The organism is Pseudoxanthomonas helianthi, from assembly GCF_017939625.1.
Classification (GTDB): Bacteria; Pseudomonadota; Gammaproteobacteria; order Xanthomonadales; family Xanthomonadaceae; genus Pseudoxanthomonas_A; species Pseudoxanthomonas_A helianthi.
In genome coordinates, this window is sequence record NZ_JAGKTC010000001.1 from 1,066,538 (window position 1) to 1,085,255 (window position 18,718).

Sequence of the window (18,718 nt, forward strand, 5' to 3'; positions counted from 1 at the left end):
CCCATGGCCAAACCGCTCTACAAAGTCACGTTCTTCAATGCCGGCAAGATCTATGAGCTGTACGCGCGCCGGGTCGGCGCGAGCAGCCTGTGGGGTTTCACCGAAGTCGGCGAACTGGTGTTCGACGTCAACGAAGGCGTGGTGATCGATCCGACCGAGGAACGCCTGCGCGACGAATTCGCCGGCACCCGCGTGCTGCACCTGCCGATGCAAAGCATCGTCCGTGTCGAGGAAGTGGACCACAAGGGCCAGTCCGCGATCCGCGATGCGCAGAGTGGGGAAAAAGTGGTGACGCCGTTTCCGATGCCGGCGAAGCCGAGGTAAACGTTGCGATCAGGATCGCCCGCCTGCAGGGCATGCAACTAGTTCCGCGATCGCAGCAAGCATGCGAGGAAACGTAGGATGGGTGGAGCCGAAGGCGATACCCATCGACACGGCGCCGGACACACGACACGCTGGCGGGTATCGCTACGCTCCACCCACCCTCCGCAGCTCTCGCCGGGATGCGACCTCGTTCCATCGCCTTTTCATCGGCAACGGATTCTCGGCTGACGCCGCTGGAATAGGTGTAACGTCTCCGATCCGCCAAAAAACGGTCGGGGACGTTATCCCGACCCATTATCGCTATCGCTTGCTCGTCGGCTTTTCCGCCTGCGCGGTAACGCCGGGCTTCTTCAGTTCGGCCAACGCCTTGGCGATGTAACCGTCGCCATCCAGCACGTCGCCAACCGCATAGCCTTCCTTGCCTTCGTCGTCGCCGCGCAGATGGCCGGGCAACGCGGCTTCGCTGAAATCGATGACCGATCCCTTGTCGTCGATCACCTGGAAGGTCTTGTCGCCGTCCTTGATCAACCGCGGCGCCTGCACTTCCGGCTGGAACGCAACGTCCGGCACGATCCCGCTGGCCTGGATCGACTTGCCGCTGGGCGTGTAATAACGCGCCGTGGTCAGCTTGACCGAATCGCCGTTGTCCAGCGGCAGCACGGTCTGCACCGAGCCCTTGCCGAAGGTGCGGCTACCGACGATGCGCGCGCGCTTGTTGTCGTGCAACGCGCCAGCGAGCACTTCGGAAGCGCTGGCCGAACCCGCGTCGACCAGCACCACCACCGGCGCGCCGTCGAGGCGGTCGCCCGGCGTGGCCTTGAATTCGGAATCGCTGATCGGGATGCGCCCGCGCGTGCTGACGATGGTGCCCTTGTCGAGCAGGTCGTCGGCCACCTGCACCGCCGCGGTCAGCAAGCCGCCGGGATTGCTGCGCAGGTCCAGCACCAGCCCGCGCAGCTTGCCCTTGGCCTGCAGCGCATCGACCTGCTTCTGGAAGTCGGCGCCGGTGTCGGCCTGGAATGCCTTGATCCGCACGTAGCCGTAACCCGGCTCCAGCAGGCGGCTGTCCACGCTGGCGATGCGGATGTTCTCGCGCACCAGCTCCACGTCGAAGGGCTTGTCCTTGCCTTCGCGCACGATGGTCAGCCTGACCTTGCTGCCGGGCTCGCCACGCAGCGGCGACATGCTGTCGTCGCTGGGCAACGGCTTGCCGTCGACGGCGACGATCACGTCGCCGGCCTTGATGCCCGCGCGCTTCGCCGGCGTGTCGTCGATCGGCGCGATCACCTTCAGCGTGTTGTCCGCCTGGGTCATCAGCTCGACGCCGATGCCGGCGTAGCTGCCGTTGGCCTGCTCGTCGAATTCCTCGGCGTCGCTCTTGTCGAAGTAGGTGCTGTGCGGGTCGAGGTCCAGCAGCAGGCCCCGGATCGCCGAATGCATCAGCTTCTTGTCGTCGACCGGCTCGACGTAGGCTTCCTTGACCGCATTGAATACCGACACGTAGCGGCGGATTTCCTCCAGCGGCACCTTCGCGGGCGCGGTCTCGGCCGCATCGGGATCGTCGCTGGAGGCGATCACCGGCTCTTCGTCGGGCTTGGGCGTTTCCTGGGCGAAGGCGGGCGCGGCCGCGAGCAGCAAGACCAACCACAATGACGAACGCATGCGCATCGCTCCGGGCGAATTCGAATCCACCGGGATTATGCGCGAAGCGGCGATGAATGGCGTTGCAGCAACGGCTTCTTAACGCCCGCCGGCAAGATCGCTAGCGCCGCTGCAGCCACGCCCTCGGGTCGACCGGCGCGCCGTTGCGCCGCAATTCGAAGTACAGCGCCGGCGTGCCCTGCCCACCCGAACTGCCGATGCGCGCGACCGGGTCGCCGCGCTTCACCGCGTCGCCCGCGTTGCGCAGCAGGGTGTCGTTGTGCGCGTACAGGCTCATGTAGCCGTTGCCGTGGTCGACGATCAGGATCAGGCCGTAGCCGGTCATCCATTCGGCGAACACCACCGTGCCGTCGGCGACCGCGGTGACCGGCGTGCCCACCGGTGCACCGATCAGCACGCCGGAGCTGGTGCGCCCGTCGGGCATGCGTCCGCCGAAACCCGCGAGCAGGTTGCCCGATGCCGGCCAGCCCAGGCCGCCGACCTTCAGCGCGGGCGCATTGGCGACCTTCGGCGGAGGCGGCTTGCGCACCGGCTTGCCGGTCGCGGCGGCGGCGCGCGCTTCGCGCTCGGCGGCTTCGCGCTGGCGCTTTTCCTCGGCGCGGCGCGCGGCTTCGGCGCGTGCGGCCGCCGCGCGCAGGTTGGCCAGCAGGCGTTCCAGCGACTTGGCATCGCGGCCCAGCGCCTTTTCGCGCGCGGCCTTGTCCTGGTATTTCTGATCCAGCTCGGCGACCACGCCGGCCTGTTCCTTGCGGTCCTGTTGCAGGCTGGCGACCTGCTGCTTCTGCCGCGAGCGGGTGGCATCGAGTTGTGCGCGACGCTCGGCGATTTCGCGTTCGAGCTGCTCGATCTGCTGCAACTCGGCGGTCAGCTCACCCATCTTCCGCGCGCGTTCGCGCTGCAGGTAGCCGTGGTAGGCCAACACGCGGCGCGCCTTGCCGACCTCGTCCTGCGCCAGCAAGGCCTTCAACGGTGCATCGCCGCCTTGCCGGTACGCCGAACGCACCAGCGCCGCGAGCTGCTGGCGCTGGCCGGCGAGCCGTTCCTGCGCGGCATCGCGCTGCTGCTGCAATTGCGCCAGCGCGGCCTGTTCCTGCCGCAGCGAGGCCTCGGTCTCGCTCAGCGCGCGGCTGCTCTTGCCGACCTTCTCATCGGCCTCGCGCAGCTCGCGCGACGCGTTGCCGCGCTCGCCCTCCAGCCTGCGGCGTTCGGCGGCGATCGACTTCAACTCGCCGCGCACGCTTTCCAGTTTCTTCTCGGCGTCGCGCTGGCTCTGGGCGAAGCCGCTGCCGGCAGCCAGGGCCACGATGAACCCCAACACCGATGCGCGAAGCGGGACGGCTTTCATCCGGCGGCGAACAGGCTGCGACCGGTCATTTCCGCCGGCTGCGGCAGGCCCAGCAGGTCGAGCATGGTCGGGGCGACATCGCGCAGCGCGCCGCCTTCGCGCAACTTCGCGTCCGCACGTTCGCCGACATAGACGAACGGCACCGGTCCGACCGTGTGCGCGGTATGCGGCTGCCCGGTCTGCGGGTCGCGCATCATCTCCAGGTTGCCGTGGTCTGCGGTGATCAGCAGCGCGCCGTGCGCAGCGCGCACCGCGGCCTCGATGCGGCCGATGGCCACGTCCACCGCCTGCGCGGCCTGGATCGCGGCATCGAGGATGCCGCTGTGTCCGACCATGTCCGGGTTGGCGATGTTGCAGACGACCGCGTCGAAGCGGCCGGAAGCGATCGCCGAAACCAGCTTGTCGGTGACTTCCGGCGCACTCATCTCCGGCTGCAGGTCGTAGGTGGCGACCTTGGGGCTGGGCACGAGGATGCGCTCCTCGTCGGCATACGGGTCTTCGCGACCGCCGCTGAAGAAGAAGGTCACGTGCGCGTATTTTTCCGTCTCGGCGATGCGCAGCTGGGCCAGGCCGTTTTCGGCCAGCAGTTCGCCCAGGGTGTGGCGCAGGTCGTCGGGCGGGAAGGCGACGGGCGCCGGCAGCTTGGCGTCGTATTCGCTGAGGCAGACGTAGCGCGCCAGCTTCGGGCGACGCGCCTCGAAGCCATCGAACGTCGGCGATACGAACGCGGCGGTCAGCTGGCGCGCTCGGTCGGCGCGGAAGTTCATGAACACCACCGCGTCGCCATCGCGCATCGGTTGCGCACCATCGATGACGGTCGGCAACACGAATTCGTCGTTCTCGCCACGGGCATAAGCCGCCTGCAACGCCGCCAGCGCGTCGGGCGCGTGGTGTTCGGACTTCGCTTCGACGATGGCGTCCCAGGCCTTGCGCACCCGGTCCCAGCGCTGGTCCCGGTCCATCGCGTAGTAGCGGCCGCTGACGCTGGCGACATGCGCGTTGCCGAGCTTCGCGCACAGGTCCTGCAGCGCGCGCAGGCTGGCTTCGGCCGAGCGCGGCGGCGTATCGCGACCGTCGAGGAAGGCATGCACCGCGACCTTCGGCACGCCGCGGCGCGCGGCCATGTCGAGCATGGCGAAGATGTGGTTCTCGTGGCTGTGCACGCCGCCCGGCGAAAGCAGGCCGAACACGTGCAGGGTGCCGCCGTCGGCCTTGGCCGCGTCGCAGGCCGCGGCCAGTTCGGCATTGGCGAAGAAGCTGCCGTCCTCGATGGCCGCGTCGATCCGGGTCAGGTCCTGGTAGACGATGCGGCCCGCGCCGAGGTTCATGTGCCCGACTTCGGAATTGCCCATCTGTCCGTCCGGCAGGCCGACGTGGCGGCCTTCGGTATGGATCAGCGTATGCGGGCAGGTCGCCAGCAGGCGCCGCCAGTTCGGCAGTTCGGCCAGCGCCAGCGCGTTGTCGGCCGGGTCTTCGCGATGGCCCCAGCCATCCAGGATCAGCAGCACGACGGGCTTGGGACGCGAAGGGTTGGCGGACACGGGGGCTCCAGCGATGGGGGTCGGGACGATTGTAGCGAGGCTCGCGTCCGGTTCTAAACCCTGCGCCGTTTCCGTGCATCACAGGGTTCACACCACCCATGCATGAAGGAACGCCGATGAAACCGATTCGCCCGATCCTGTTGTTGACCCTGGCGCTGGCCGCCGCGCCGGCCCTGGCCCAGCAGGACCTCGACGAGATCAGCAAGGACATCGTCGCCCGGGCCGGGCAGACCTACGGCAACCTGGACACGATCAGCGGCGACATCCACATCGAAGCCCGCGCCAGCACCCGCACCGTGAACACCGTCAGCGGCGATATCGAACTGGCCGAAGGCGCGACCACCGGCCGGATCGAAACGGTCAGCGGCGACATCCAGGCGGCCGGCAAGGTCACGGCCGGCAAGGGCGTCGGCACGGTCAGCGGCGACATCTACTTCGATCGCGGCGGCCGCATCGGCGGCGACATCGAGACCGTCAGCGGCGACGTCGGCCTGGTGGCCACCGAGGTGTCCGGCGGCATCGAAACCGTGTCCGGCGACATCACCGTCGGCATCGGCTCGCACGTGCGCGGCGGCATCAAGATCGAGAAGAACGAGAACGGCAGCAGCATGAACTGGGGCCGCCCGCCGCGCATCGTCGTCGGCCCGAACGCGGTGGTCGACGGCCCGATGGTGTTCGAACGCCCGGTCGTGCTGTACGTGCACAGGACCGCGAAAATCGGCCGGGTCAGCGGCGCCACCGCGAAGACCTTCGATACGCCGACCGCGCCGAAGGACTGACTCGCTGCCTGCGTCACTGAACCCGGATCCGCATTCGCGCACCATAGACCGCACCTTCCACGGAGAAACACGATGACCCCGTTCCGCCAAGCCCTGCTGCTGACCCTGGCGCTGAGCGCCGCGCCCGCCTTCGCCCACGACGACGACACGTCCAAGGTCAACGGCAGCATCCATGCCGAAGCCGGCCGCAGCTATGGCGACCTCTCCACCGTCAACGGCGGCATCGACATCGACGCCGCCGCGACCACCGGCAGCGCCTCGACCGTCAACGGTGGCATCGAAGTCGGCGACCGTGCACGCACCGGCGGGCTGGAGACGGTCAACGGCGGCATCCGCCTGGGCCGCGAGGTCCAAGTCGATGGCGGCCTGGAAGCGGTCAACGGCAGCCTGTTCGCCGACCGCGGCAGCCGCATCCGCGAAGACGTGGAGAACGTCAACGGCGGCATCGGCCTGGTCGATACCGATGTCGGCGGCGGCATCCGCACCGTGCGCGGTGACATCACCGTCGGCGTCGGTTCGCACGTCAAGGGCGGTTTGCGCGTGGAGAAGCCGAATGGCGGTTTCCATCTGGGCAAGCAGCGTCCGCCGCGCATCGTCATCGGCCCCGACGCGGTGGTCGAAGGCGCGATGGTGTTCGAGCATCCGGTCGTGCTGTACGTGCACAAGACCGCGAAGACCGGGCCGGTGAGCGGCGCCACGGCGAAGACGTTCGATACGCCGACCGCGCCGAAGGACTGACGACTTCCTGTGGGAGCGACCCTGTCGCGAATGCTTTGACGAGGGCGCCGGCAAGGACAAAAGCATTCGCGGCCAAGGCCGCTCCCACAACAGCGCGTTTCTATAGAATCCGGGATTCCTGAACCAGGAACCCCCGGATGAAAACACGCCACCTGCTATTGGGTCTCGCCGCACTGGCCGCCTTGTCGGCCTGCAAGCGCGAGGCGCCCCAAGCGGCGCCCGCCACGAACCCGCCGCCTGCGCCGGCGCATGCCTTCGCCGACGCGATCAACCCCGCCGATTTCGCCGAACACGTGAAGACCCTGGCCTCGGACGAGTTCGAGGGCCGTGGCCCCGGCACGCCCGGCGAGGACAAGACCGTCGGCTACATCAAGGCGCAGTTCGAGCGCATCGGCCTGCAGCCCGGCAACAACGGCGACTGGTTCCAGACCGTGCCGATGACCGAGACCACCGCGGACGAAAACACGGCGATGAACATCGACGTGAAGGGCAAGCCGCACGTGCTGAAGTTCGGCGCCGACATGGTCGTGGGCACCCGCACCGGCCAGCCCGACGTGAAGATCGATGCCAGCGACATGGTATTCATCGGCTACGGCGTCGACGCGCCGGAGCAGAAGTGGAACGACTACGCCGGCCTCGACGTCAAGGGCAAGACCGTGGTGATGCTGGTCAACGATCCCGGCTTCCATGCCCACGACGAAAGCCTGTTCGAAGGCAAGCGCATGACCTATTACGGGCGCTGGACCTACAAGTTCGAGGAAGCCGCGCGCAAGGGCGCCGCGGCGGCGCTGATCATCCACGACACCGAAGGCGCATCGTACGGCTGGGACGTGGTCAGGAATTCGTGGTCCGGCGCGCAATACGACCTGCGCGCCGCCGACGACCCGGCGCCGCGCGTGCCGCTGCAGGGCTGGATCACCGGCGAGCAGGCGAAAGCGCTGTTCGCCGACGCCGGCCTCGATCTGGACAAGCTGCGCGCCGACGCCAACAAGCGCGGCTTCAAGCCGGTGCCGGTGGACGCGAAGATGAGCATCGACCTGAAGAGCGCCACGGTCGAGAAGCAGTCGCGCAACGTGGTCGGCGTGCTGCGCGGCAGCGAGCGCCCCGATGAAGCCGTGGTCTACATGGCCCACTGGGACCACCTGGGCAAGCATCCCGACGAGCCGGGCGACAACATCTACAACGGCGCGGTCGACAACGCGACCGGTGTGGCCGGCATCCTCGAGATCGCCGAGCAGATGGCCAAGGTCGGCAAGCCGAAGCGTTCGGTGGTGTTCCTCGCGGTGACCCTGGAGGAATCGGGCCTGCTCGGGTCGAAGTACTACGTAGCCCATCCGTCGGTGCCGCTGGACAAGACCGTCGCGGTGATCAACATCGACGCGATGAGCGTGGCCGGCAAGACCCGCGACATCACCGTGGTCGGCATGGGCAGTTCGGAACTGGAAGACGTGCTGAAGCCGATCGCAGACAAGCAGGGCCGCACCCTGCATTCGGAAGCGCGTCCCGAGGCCGGCGGGTACTTCCGTTCCGATCACTTCAATTTCGCCAAGGCCGGCGTACCGGCGTTGTACGTCGACGGCGGCGAAGACCTGGTCGACGGCGGCAAGGCGGCCGGCGACGCGGCGGCGAAGGACTACGGCGACAACCGTTACCACAAGCCCGCGGACCAGTACGACGCGGCCACGTGGAAGCTCGACGGCACCATGGACGACCTGTCCGCGGTATACGAAGTCGGCCTGCAGCTCGCCGATGGCGACCAGTGGCCGAACTGGTACAAGAACAACCCGTTCCGCGCTGCCCGCGATGCGATGCGACAGGGCCAAGCGGCCACGAAATAGGCGTTACCTTCGCCCCGGAAGAAACCTCGAACGGCGCCTGCGGGCGCCGTTTTTCCGGTACGGCTGCGCTACGCTGGCGATCCATCCAGTCGGGAGAGCGTCATGTATGTCCTTGCCCAGCTATGGCTGCCGATCCTGCTTGCCGCGGTAGCCGTATTCGTCGCCAGCAGCCTGGTCCACATGGTGTTCAAGTGGCACAACCGCGACTACCGCAAGCTGCCTAACGAAGACGAAGTGCGCGCCGCGATCAACGCCGGCCAACCCGGCCCCGGCCTGTACATGCTGCCGCAGTGCCTCGACGAGAAGGATTGGAAATCGGAAACCGTGCAGGCGAAGTTCCGCGAAGGCCCGGTCGGCAAGCTGTTGCTGCGCAAACCCGGTCCGGTGTCGATGGGCGCGCCGCTGCTGCAATGGTTTCTGCTCAACCTGGTCGTAGCGGCAATCGCCGCCTGCGCCGTCTATGGTGCGCTCGGCCTTGGCGGCGACGGCCATCGTGCCGCTCATACGGCAGGCGTGGCTACCTTGCTTGCTTACGGGGCGGGCAGTGTCAGCGACGCCATCTGGATGGGCAAGCCATGGGCCGCGACGCTCAAGGACCTGCTCGACGCGCTGATCTATGCCGTGGTGACGGCTCTGGTGTTCTGCTGGCTGTGGCCGTAAGCGGAGCTTTCGCCTTGTAGAGCCGAGCATGCTCGGCTGCCTTTGTCATTGCTGTCGTAACAGCCGGGCTTGTCCCGGCTGGCTTTCTGCCTTTCGCACCCCACGCGAGAATCAAAGCGTGCCGGGACAAGCCCGGCACCCCTATCTACGCGGGGCAGGCTCTACAAAACCCGGCGGAGGCCCGCCTTTGTAGAGTCGAGCTTGCTCGACTGCGTTTGCCGCAGAATTGCCATTCGAAGCCTGGTCGAGCAAGCTCGGCCCTACGACCGTGACCGCTGGAGGGTTCGCATGGCCATCGCCTACTGGTGCATCCTGATCGCCGCGCTGCTGCCGTACGTATGGGTCTTCGTCGCCAAGACCTCGGGCGAGCGTTACAACAATCGCAACCCGCGCGCGTGGGTCGCCAAGCAGGAAGGCAACTATAAGGTGCAGCGCGCCAACGCCGCGCATCTCAACGGCTTCGAAGCCTTCCCCGCCTTCGTCGCGGGCGTGCTGATGGCGCAACTGGCCGGCGTTCCGGCGAACCTGGTGACGCCGCTGGCGATCGGCTTCGTCGTCGCCCGGGTCCTGCACGGCGTGTTCTACCTGGCCGACCTGCATACGCTGCGCAGCCTGATCTGGCTGGTCGGCATGCTGTGCGCCGTGGCATTGATCGTGCTGGCCGCGTTGCGCGTGGCGTAAGCGGTCCTTTTTTGTAGGAGCGCCCGCGGGCGCGACCGCGGATTCTCCGACCTGCGGAATCTTCTGCAAGACGTTGTTTTCAAGTCGCGCCCAGGGGCGCTCCTACAAGCTCAGATCGCCAGTTGAGAACGCGGCGGCAACGACCAGTCGATCGGCGTCTGTCCGTGCTGACTCAGGTACTGGTTGGCCGCGGAAAAATGCTTGCAACCGAGGAAGCCGCGATGCGCCGAAAGTGGCGAAGGATGCGGCGCGCGCAGCACGCGATGGCGGCGCGCATCGATGACCTTGCCCTTGGCCTGCGCGTAGCTGCCCCACAGCAGGAACACCAGGTTCTCGCGCTCGTTGGCCAGCGCTTCGATGGCATGGTCGGTGAAACCTTCCCAGCCCTTGCCCTGGTGCGCGCCGGCACGGCCTTCTTCGACCGTCAGCACCGCGTTCAACAGCAGCACGCCTTGTCGCGCCCACGGCAACAGGCAGCCATGGTCAGGGCGCGCAATCCCGAGATCCGACTGGATCTCCTTGAAGATGTTGTCCAACGACGGGGGCACCGGCACGCCGGGCAGCACCGAAAAGCACAGGCCGTGCGCCTGGCCGAAACCGTGATATGGGTCCTGGCCGAGAATCACCACCTTCACCGCGTCGAAAGGCGTCGCGTCGAATGCCGCGAAAATCTGTGGCCCTGGCGGGAATATCCGCGCCCCGGCCTGCTTGCGCTGGCGCAAGAATCCCGACAGCGCGCGCATATCGTCGCGCTGCAGGTAGTCGCCGATGCGCGCCTTCCATGAAGGCTCCAGCTTGATGCGGTCGTCGTCGGACATGGAAATCAGGAATCAGGTGAGGCGTAATGTCTTTCGTTCGTCATTCCCGCGAAGGCGGGAATCGCTCTGGCTTTTGCTTGCCGCGCACGTCCGACGAATAACAACAGCGAAGAGCGATTCCCGCCTTCGCGGGAATGACGAACGATGAATCACGTTTCGGTAGGGCGGGTCTGGCGCAGGAAGTGGCCAGTGACCAGCCATGCGCCGATCCAGCCGATCACGGTGGCGCCCAGCAACACCGCACCGACACGCAACGGGTCGAGGCCGCTCAACGCGAAACGGCTGGCATAACTGCCGGCCAGCGCATCCAGCGGTTCGCGCAGCGCCGCGGCCGCGCCGAGCACCAGCGCGAGTCCCAGCGCGCCGGCGGCAAGCCCGTACCACGCACCGAGATAGATGAAGGGCCGGCGGATGAAACCGTCGCTGGCGCCGAGCAGTTGCAGCACGCCGATTTCCTCGCGCCGCGACTGGATGTCCAGGCGCACGGTGTTGCCGACCACCAGCAACGCGCCGAGGCCGAACAACGCGGCCAGCACCCAGGCCAGGCGCTGGCCGAAACCGATCCAGCCGTCCAGCCGCTTGCGCCAGCCGGCATCGTGCTGGACCTGGTCGGTCTCGGGCAATGCCTGCAAGGCGGCGACCAGCGCGGTTTCGTCGCCGCGCGGCACCAGGCTCAGGCGGTTCGGCAACGGATTCTGGTCGAGCGCGGCGACCGCATCGTCCAGTCCGCTGAGTTTCTTGAACTCGGCCAGCCCCTGTTCGGGCGTGACCAGTTCGAGCTTCGCCACGTCGCCGCGACCGCGCAATTCGTCGGCCAGCGCCTGCGCACGCGACACGGCGACATCCTGCTTCAGGAATACGTCGATCTGCCGCGACTGCTGTACGTTGCCGGCGAAGCGCTGCACGTTGTCCAGCGCCAGGCCCAGGCCCAGCGGCAGGGCGAAGGCCACCGCCATCACGCCGATGGTCAGCAGCGTCGCCCATGGCTTGCGCACCGCGCGGCCGAGGCTGGCGACGAAGCTGTAAAGGTGCTGCTCGAGCCAGATGCCGAAACCGCCGCGCGGCTCGCTGCGGACGTTGGCCTCGTTCTTCTGCACGGACGGATCGGCGGTGTTCATTCGGCCAGCTCCGCGGGCGAGATGTCGTCGACCAGCTTGCCGTGGTCGAGGATCAGCACGCGCTTCTTCATCCGCTTGATCAGCGGCAGGTCGTGGCTGACCACCAGCACGCTGGTGCCGCGCTCGGGCATCGAGGCGAACAGTGACATGATCTCCGCGGCCAGGGTCGGGTCGAGGTTACCGGTCGGTTCGTCGGCGACCAGCAGGCGCGGTTCGCTGACGATGGCGCGGGCGATGCCGACGCGCTGCTGTTCGCCGGCGGAAAGCTGGCCGGGCAGCGCGCGTTCGCGATGGCCCAGGCCGAGCCGCGCCAGCACCTCGCGCACGCGCTTGTGGATGTCGCTGCGGCGATCGCCACGCAGGATCAACGGCAACGACACGTTTTCCTCGATGGTGCGGTCGGTCAGCAGCCGATGGTCCTGGTGTACCGCGCCGACTTCGCGCCGGTGCAGGGCGACGCGGCCGCCGCGCACCTTCAATAGGTTGCGCCCGCCGAACACCACCGCACCGCGCGTAGGCCGTTCACTGAGGTGGATCAGCTTCAGCAGCGTGCTCTTGCCGGCGCCGGAATGGCCGGTGACGAACAACATCTCGCCCTGCGCCACATCGAAGCTGACGTTTTCCAGGGCGACGTGGCCGCCGGGATACTGTTTGCTGACGCTTTCGAATTGCAGGACGCTCATGCGGCGATTATGCCGCCTTCCTTCTCCCATCGGGAGAAGGTGCCCGAAGGGCGGATGAGGGCGTAACACCGCGCTTGCGATGCAGCCTCTTCGAATCGGAAAGCTCCCGCCCTCATCCGGCGCTGCGCGCCAACTTCTCCCGGTGGGAGAAGGAACAGCGCTCAACCGCCGAACAGCGACTTGACCTTGCGGCCCAAACGGGTCAGGAACGAATCGGCGGTGTTGGCCGGCTTCGCGACCGGCGCGGACGCGGCCATTGGTGCGGCGACGGCATCGGCTCCCTCCAGTGGACGGCCATGGCGACGGCGACGCCGCTTGCGCGGCGCGCGCTCGCCCTCCGGCTTCGCCTCGACATTCGCGGCAACGACGGGGTTCGCCTGTTCCGGACGCGGGCTGCGTGGCGGGCGCGGCTTGCCATCATGCGAGCGCGAACCGCCCTCGCGACGTTCACCACCGCGACCGCGACCGCCACTGCCGCTGCGTCCACCGCCACTGCGGCCGCCGCCGCGCTTGGCGTCCTCGGCGGCACGCGCTTCGCGGGCTTCCTTGAAGATCTCGCCGATGCTTTCCTCTTCCTCGCCGGCTTCGCCCGCCGGGGGCGGTGCGCGCTCGGGGCGCGGCAGCGCGGTCAGCAATTCGGCGGTGACCGCTTCGACCGGGATCTTCTGTTCGATGTAGGCCTCGATGTCCGGCAGCGACATCGCATAGCGCTCGCAGGCGAAGCTGATCGCGTCGCCCTCCGCGCCCAGCCGCGCGGTGCGCCCGATGCGGTGCACGTAATCCTCGGCGTCGAACGGCAGGTCGAAGTTGTAGACGTGCGAGACGCCGTCGATGTGCAGGCCGCGTGCGGCCACGTCGGTAGCGACCAGCAGTTCCAGCTGGCCGGCCTGGAATTTCTTCAACAGGGTTTCGCGCTTCTTCTGCGGCACGTCGCCGCTGAGCACGCCAACCCGGTAGCCCGCGCGTTCCAGCGCGCGCGCCACGCGCTCGACGAAGGCCTTGGTGTTGACGAACACCATGGTGCGGGCGCCCTCGCTGCGCGACAGCAGGCCCAGCAGCAGCGGGATCTTCTCTTCGTCGGCCGGGAAGTAGATGCGCTGGCGCACGCGCGCGGCGGTGACGGTTTCGGCTTCGACGACGAGCTTTTCCGGCTCGTTCATGTGCTCGTAGGCCAGTTCCAGCACGCGGTGGCTCAAGGTGGCGCTGAACAGCAGGGTCTGGCGCTCGGTGCGGATCGGCATGCGCCGCAGCAGGAAGCGGATGTCCTTGATGAAGCCCAGGTCGAACATGCGGTCGGCTTCGTCCAGCACGCAGATTTCGCAGGCGTGCAGCGACACGACCTTGTGCTGCTTGACGTAGTCGATCAGTCGGCCCGGCGTGGCGATGATCACGTCGACGCCCTGCTGCAGCAGCTCGCGCTGCTTGTCGTAATCGACGCCGCCGTAGACCAGGGCGAAACGCAGGCCGAGGTCGCTGCCGAACTTCACTGCGTCCTTGTGGATCTGGATCGCCAGTTCGCGGGTCGGCGCCAGGATCAGCGCGCGCGGGTCCTCGGGCTTGCGCTCGGCCAGCGCGGGACGGCTCAGCAGGCGGTTCATCACCGCGACCAGGAAGGCCAGGGTCTTGCCGGTGCCGGTCTGCGCCTGTCCGGCGACGTCGCGGCCGGCCAGCGCGACCGGCAGGGTCAGCGCCTGGATCGGCGTGCAACGGGTGAAGCCGGCGGCTTCCAGCCCGGCCAGCAGGGCCGGGTGCAGTTCGAACGAATCGAAGGTGATGTCGGTTAAGGGCTTGTCGCTCATCGTGTTTCTGTGAAGGCTGGGATTGCGTCGCTGTGTTCCGCGTACGCGCATGTGAAGACCGGGTTCGCGCTTGCATCGGCGGGGTCGCCGTCGCACACTGCGCCCCAATGCCGGGACCTTGCGCTACCAGCGAAAACCTTTCGCCAGAACCATGGCGGGGCCGCGACGGAAACGCTTCGCGGACAGCCCCGCAACCCTTGCCAAGAGGGCCTTGAACCCGGCCACGCAATACCCAAGTTTAACCCAAACGGCGGCCGACCCCGGCCGGACGCCATGCGTTTTCCGCAGGAGACCCGAAGTGAGCGACAAAGTGACCCATGTCGGCGACGCCGATTTCGACGCCGCAGTGCTGCAGTCGGACACCCCCGTGCTGGTGGATTTCTGGGCCGAATGGTGCGGCCCGTGCAAGATGATCGCCCCGGTGCTGGACGAGCTGGCCGAGACCTATGACGGCAAGCTGAAGGTGGTCAAGTTGAACGTCGACGAAAACCGCGCCAGCGCGATGAAGTACCACGTGCGCTCGATCCCGATGCTGCTGCTGTTCAAGGACGGCCAGATCCAGGCCACCCAGATCGGCGCGGTGGGCAAGGGCCAGCTGACCCAGATGATCGACAAGGGCATCACGGCCCACGCCTGAACCGGCGGCGGGCCGCATCGCGGCCCTCCCTCGCCGGGCATTCCCCGGCACCAGCTGAACACATCCGCCACGCGGCGCTTGCCGCCGCCGTGGCCCGGTGCTAGTGTCTTCACCGTATCCGGCGCGGGTGTTGCGCGCCGCACCCATCTCCCGGAACCCTCTTCCGTTTCTTCCACAACGCCCGCTTCCATGCCGGCGCTCGCCATCTAGCGAGGATTTCCCACTTGTCCGATACCACTTCCGAAACCGGCGAAACCGCCGAGAAGCGCGTGCGCAAGCCGCGCGTCAGCAAGGCCGCCGCCGCGGCCGCCACCGAACAACCCGCCGCCGTTGCGGCACCTGCCGAAGCCCCGCCGCCGCCCGCGCCCAGTGCGCCGGCCGCCAGCGAGTCCGCTCCGGCGCCTGCCGCCGAAGGCGGCAACACCGCGCAGAGCGCCGAAGGCGGCGAACCGCGCGACGGCCAGCAGAACAACCGTTTCAACAACAACAATAACAATCGCCGCGATCGCTTCCGCAACCGCCGGGAACGCAATCGCGAGCGCTACGCCCAGCAGAACGGCCTGCCGCAGGACGGCGAAGGCAACGACAACCAGTTCGTGCCGCGCCAGCAGCCGAGCGTGCCGGAAGGCTTCCCGCAATACTCGCTCAGCGACCTCAAGCGCATGCCCGCGCAGAAGCTGCTGGAGATCGCCGAGCAGCTGAACATCCACGAAGGCGTGGCCCGCGCGCGCAAGCAGGATGTGATCTTCGCCCTGCTGAAGGTGCTGACCCGCCACGGCGAAGGCGTTGCCGCCGACGGCGTGCTGGAAATCCTGCCGGACGGCTTCGGCTTCCTGCGCGCGGCCGAGGCTTCCTACCTCGCCGGCCCGGACGACGTGTACATTTCGCCCAGCCAGATCCGCCGCTTCAACCTGCGCACCGGCGACCACATCGCCGGCCGCATCCGCTGGCCGAAGGACGGCGAGCGCTACTTCGCGCTGAACATCGTCGACACGATCAACGGCGAGCCGATCGAGGCCAGCAAGGGCAAGGTGCTGTTCGAGAACCTGACCCCCCTGTTCCCGCGCAAGCGCTTCACCCTGGAACGCGGCAACGGCTCTTCGGAAGACATCGCCGGCCGCATCCTCGACCTGATGGCACCGCAGGGCAAGGGCCAGCGCGCGCTGATCGTTTCGCCGCCGAAGGCCGGCAAGACGATCATGATGCAGCAGGTCGCCACCGCCATCACCACCAACCACCCGGACGTGCACCTGATCGTGCTGCTGATCGACGAGCGCCCGGAAGAAGTCACCGAAATGCAGCGCACCGTGCGCGGCGAGGTGATTTCGTCCACGTTCGACGAACCGGCCGCGCGCCACGTGCAGGTCGCGGAAATGGTCATCGAACGCGCCAAGCGCCTGGTCGAGCACAAGAAGGACGTGGTGATCCTGCTCGACTCGATCACCCGCCTGGCCCGCGCCTACAACAACGTCGTGCCCAGCTCCGGCAAGGTCCTGACCGGCGGCGTCGACGCCAACGCACTGCACCGCCCGAAGCGCTTCTTCGGCGCCGCGCGCAACGTCGAGGAAGGCGGCAGCCTGACCATCATCGCCACCGCGCTGGTCGAGACCGGCAGCAAGATGGACGAGGTGATCTACGAAGAATTCAAGGGCACCGGCAACAGCGAAGTGCACCTGAACCGCCGCATCACGGAGAAGCGCGTCTACCCGGCCATCGACATCAACCGCTCCGGCACCCGCCGCGAGGACCTGCTGATCGAACCGGACCTGCTGCAGAAGATCTGGATCCTGCGCAAGCTGCTGCACCCGATGGACGAAATCGCGGCGATGGAGTTCCTGCTGGACAAGATGAAGAACACCAAGTCCAACGACGAGTTCTTCGCTTCGATGAAGCGGTAAGGCCCAAAAAGCCGGGAAACCACGTCCAAACGGGCCCTCCTCTCGCAGGGAGGGCCCGGAACCATCGGAAGGGTCGGGAAGGGGTTTGACCCCCTACTTTGACCCCCGCGCAGCAAGAACCCCCGACCACGACGGACGGGGAAGATGCGCAAAACGCTGTATTTGCAGAGACTGGGGCAGTCTTGGTATCTGCGGATGAAAGTACCCCCTGCCTTGCAGGGGAGAGTCGGAAATACACATATTCGGCGGGCGCTGGGAACACGCGACCTAGACGAAGCGGTGCGCCGGAAGTGGGGAGCCGTGGCGCAGGTACGCGCCTACTTCGACTCCCTCAGGGAAAACTCCCCTACTACGCCTTCCGCGCTCCTTCCGCCTGCCAGTGCAATCAATTGCACTGCACCCTCATCCCCCCGATTGCAATTAATTGCACCGGCTGGGGCCTGCCCTTCAGCTGGGCTGAATGAACTTGCGGAGAAATGGGCCGAGATTGCCGGCACCACCAAGACCGTGCGCTACCAACGCCGGCAGGTCTATGCCGAGCTCCGCGCCTACCTCGGCGGAGACCACCCGCCCGGAGTCGTCACAAATGCGATAGCCGCCGCCTACGTGGACGAACGTTTAGCCAAGTCCCCAGACAGCGCGAGCACGCGCAGGCGCAAGCTCAGCGCCTTGGCTGCGTTCTGGGAGTGGTTGGGCCTGCGGGGGTACGTTCCCAAGGGTGTAAACCCGTGGAAGGGCTTTCGCCTCAATCCCAGCGACCGCAAGACCCCGCTGAAGCGCCCCTACACCATGCCGGAGCTGGTCCGGCTGTTCTCGGGCTCCCCTACTTACCCTGCCTTACGCGAAGTCATGGCGTTGGGCCTGTATACGGGAGCCCGCATTGACGAGCTCTGCTCGCTCACCCAAGGCGATCTCCGCTGGGAACGCGGGGTCGCCTATGTCCGCATTGCCAAGGCCAAGACCAACGCCGGGGTTCGCACTCTTGCAGTCGTGCACCCCATTCCGGTGGGAATCCTCCGCGCGCGGTGGAAACGGCGGGCCTCGCCTGCGGCGCAGCTATTCCCGGAACTAAAGGGTGGCGGCTACGACAAGCGCCTCTCTTGGCATGTGGGGCAGGCGTTTCGCTACCACCGAAACAAGCAGGGCCTGACTGGCGCAACGGATTTCCACTCCTTGCGTCGCACCTTCATCACCCGGCTAGAGAACTTGAGCATCGACCAAGTCCATATCGCCCGTTACGTTGGACATTCCTTACCGACCCTCGCGTTTCGCGTCTACTCCGGCGGCGCAACAGAGGTCACGCAACGCGCCACAGGAAAAGCCATCACCTATCCCCGCGATGTTGAGAACGCGGTAAGACGATTCCTGAAATAGACGCGTCCAACAAAGGTGTTGCCAACTGAGTTTGATACCCCGAATGTGGATTGAATGTTCCAGTCATTCGGAGTTTCTCCAGTGTCCGCTCCACACACTTTGCCCGAAACGCCACTCAATCCGCACGACGCCGCCAAATTTTTGGGTGTCAGTGTTCCGACCCTCTACAAATGGCGCAGGTACGGCGGTGGCCCCACGTTCGTGAAGTACGGGCACCACACGGTGCGTTACTTCCCGTCCGACCTTGGCGAGTTCGTCTCCCGTCATCGCTCCAGCTCTAACCGGAGGTAGCAGTCATGTCCGTTCACGCAAAGTCCCTCAACCAGCTCGTTGCCGAGCTGAATCACATTGCGCAGATGCGCAAGGCTCAGGAGCAGCATTCGGCCATCCTCACCAAAGAGCAGCAGCTTCAGGTGAAAATGGACAAGATGTTCCCGACTCTCGCAGCGCTGCAAAAGCGCATGAATGAAACGCAGGCACAGAAGTCGGAATTGGACCCCGCATTTGCACCGGCCAAGAAGTCCGAACCGCCCCGCGTTTCCTTCGCCAAGAGTTCTCTCGGCGGCGGTTTCGCGGGTAAGAACGTCATCAAGGCCATGGAAAACGACGAGCCGTTCTACATGGATAGTTCGCTGGGTACCCGTTTCCGCGCGGAGCAGCGCGCCGAGTTGCGCAAAAGCGCGCATGGCCTGCATTTCTACCCCGGCTTCGCCAGCCGCATCGCAATGACGGACGAGGACGACGGCGACTACTGACCACTGTGGCGGTGGGGAGCATGGGCGCGGTGGACGGAACCTCCCGCGCCCGTTGCTTCCCCAATTGC

The 18,718-nt window shown here is 66.6% G+C and carries 17 protein-coding genes and 2 pseudogenes; 12 read left to right on the forward strand and 7 right to left on the reverse strand.

Going from position 1 to position 18,718, the window contains the following annotated elements; translation table 11 throughout:
• Window positions 1–3 precede the first annotated feature (3 nt).
• Window positions 4–324, forward strand: coding sequence for a DUF1820 family protein (locus tag J5837_RS04810; RefSeq protein WP_210535568.1), 321 nt, complete (start codon window positions 4–6; stop codon window positions 322–324).
• A gap of 321 nt (window positions 325–645) precedes the next feature.
• Here J5837_RS04810 and J5837_RS04815 read toward each other — a convergent pair.
• The 3 genes and pseudogenes from J5837_RS04815 to gpmI all read right to left on the reverse strand — a co-directional run.
• Window positions 646–1,992, reverse strand: a pseudogene (locus tag J5837_RS04815) (S41 family peptidase); the annotation flags it as partial.
• Between the two features lie 94 nt (window positions 1,993–2,086).
• Window positions 2,087–3,331, reverse strand: a complete 1,245-nt coding sequence (locus J5837_RS04820) for a murein hydrolase activator EnvC family protein (RefSeq protein ID WP_210535570.1) — start codon at window positions 3,329–3,331, stop codon at window positions 2,087–2,089.
• On the reverse strand, window positions 3,328–4,872 hold the full coding sequence (gpmI, locus tag J5837_RS04825; RefSeq protein ID WP_210535571.1) for a 2,3-bisphosphoglycerate-independent phosphoglycerate mutase: 1,545 nt from the start codon (window positions 4,870–4,872) through the stop codon (window positions 3,328–3,330). Before gpmI ends, J5837_RS04820 begins: the two co-directional genes overlap by 4 nt.
• A 116-nt stretch (window positions 4,873–4,988) precedes the next feature.
• On the opposite strand from gpmI, the gene J5837_RS04830 reads away from it, so the two are divergent.
• The 5 genes from J5837_RS04830 (at window position 4,989) to J5837_RS04850 (ending at window position 9,568) form a co-directional block, all read left to right on the forward strand.
• Entirely contained in the window at window positions 4,989–5,651 is a 663-nt protein-coding gene (locus J5837_RS04830; protein ID WP_210535572.1) for a DUF4097 family beta strand repeat-containing protein, read from the forward strand.
• 72 nt (window positions 5,652–5,723) lie between these two features.
• A complete protein-coding gene (locus tag J5837_RS04835; RefSeq protein WP_210535573.1) occupies window positions 5,724–6,389 on the forward strand; it encodes a DUF4097 family beta strand repeat-containing protein in 666 nt (221 codons plus the stop codon).
• Between the two features lie 137 nt (window positions 6,390–6,526).
• Window positions 6,527–8,227: a M28 family metallopeptidase gene (locus tag J5837_RS04840; RefSeq protein WP_210535574.1), complete on the forward strand. Its 1,701-nt coding sequence runs from the start codon at window positions 6,527–6,529 to the stop codon at window positions 8,225–8,227.
• A 102-nt stretch (window positions 8,228–8,329) separates the two neighbouring features.
• Window positions 8,330–8,887, forward strand: a complete 558-nt coding sequence (locus tag J5837_RS04845) for a hypothetical protein (protein WP_210535575.1) — start codon at window positions 8,330–8,332, stop codon at window positions 8,885–8,887.
• Between the two features lie 288 nt (window positions 8,888–9,175).
• Window positions 9,176–9,568 carry an MAPEG family protein gene (locus tag J5837_RS04850; RefSeq protein ID WP_210535576.1) on the forward strand — a complete coding sequence of 131 codons (393 nt, stop codon included), beginning with the start codon at window positions 9,176–9,178 and terminating at the stop codon, window positions 9,566–9,568.
• Between the two features lie 110 nt (window positions 9,569–9,678).
• On the opposite strand, the gene ung is transcribed toward J5837_RS04850, so the two are convergent.
• From ung to rhlB, 4 genes are all read right to left on the reverse strand, one after another.
• Complete coding sequence (ung, locus tag J5837_RS04855) at window positions 9,679–10,386, reverse strand: uracil-DNA glycosylase (protein WP_210535577.1); 708 nt, start codon at window positions 10,384–10,386, stop codon at window positions 9,679–9,681.
• Window positions 10,387–10,535: 149 nt separating this feature from the next.
• Window positions 10,536–11,504 (reverse strand): permease-like cell division protein FtsX, encoded by a 969-nt coding sequence (ftsX, locus tag J5837_RS04860; RefSeq protein WP_210535578.1) that lies wholly within the window; start codon window positions 11,502–11,504, stop codon window positions 10,536–10,538.
• Entirely contained in the window at window positions 11,501–12,187 is a 687-nt protein-coding gene (gene ftsE / locus J5837_RS04865; RefSeq protein ID WP_210535579.1) for a cell division ATP-binding protein FtsE, read from the reverse strand. The genes ftsX and ftsE overlap by 4 nt, the downstream gene beginning before the upstream one ends.
• A gap of 161 nt (window positions 12,188–12,348) precedes the next feature.
• Window positions 12,349–13,986: an ATP-dependent RNA helicase RhlB gene (gene rhlB / locus J5837_RS04870; protein ID WP_210535580.1), complete on the reverse strand. Its 1,638-nt coding sequence runs from the start codon at window positions 13,984–13,986 to the stop codon at window positions 12,349–12,351.
• A gap of 298 nt (window positions 13,987–14,284) precedes the next feature.
• Between rhlB and trxA the strand changes: the two genes are divergently transcribed.
• The 6 genes and pseudogenes from trxA to J5837_RS04895 all read left to right on the forward strand — a co-directional run bounded on the left by trxA (window position 14,285) and on the right by J5837_RS04895 (window position 18,650).
• On the forward strand, window positions 14,285–14,623 hold the full coding sequence (trxA, locus tag J5837_RS04875) for a thioredoxin TrxA (protein WP_210535581.1): 339 nt from the start codon (window positions 14,285–14,287) through the stop codon (window positions 14,621–14,623).
• Between the two features lie 224 nt (window positions 14,624–14,847).
• Entirely contained in the window at window positions 14,848–16,521 is a 1,674-nt protein-coding gene (gene rho, locus J5837_RS04880) for a transcription termination factor Rho (protein WP_210535582.1), read from the forward strand.
• 144 nt (window positions 16,522–16,665) lie between these two features.
• Window positions 16,666–16,845 (forward strand): annotated as a pseudogene (locus J5837_RS16610) (DUF6538 domain-containing protein); the annotation flags it as partial.
• Between the two features lie 90 nt (window positions 16,846–16,935).
• Window positions 16,936–17,895, forward strand: a complete 960-nt coding sequence (locus J5837_RS04885) for a tyrosine-type recombinase/integrase (protein ID WP_210535583.1) — start codon at window positions 16,936–16,938, stop codon at window positions 17,893–17,895.
• Between the two features lie 54 nt (window positions 17,896–17,949).
• Window positions 17,950–18,186 carry a helix-turn-helix transcriptional regulator gene (locus tag J5837_RS16615; protein ID WP_210535584.1) on the forward strand — a complete coding sequence of 79 codons (237 nt, stop codon included), beginning with the start codon at window positions 17,950–17,952 and terminating at the stop codon, window positions 18,184–18,186.
• A 5-nt stretch (window positions 18,187–18,191) separates the two neighbouring features.
• Complete coding sequence (locus tag J5837_RS04895) at window positions 18,192–18,650, forward strand: hypothetical protein (protein WP_210535585.1); 459 nt, start codon at window positions 18,192–18,194, stop codon at window positions 18,648–18,650.
• Window positions 18,651–18,718: the final 68 nt, after the last annotated feature.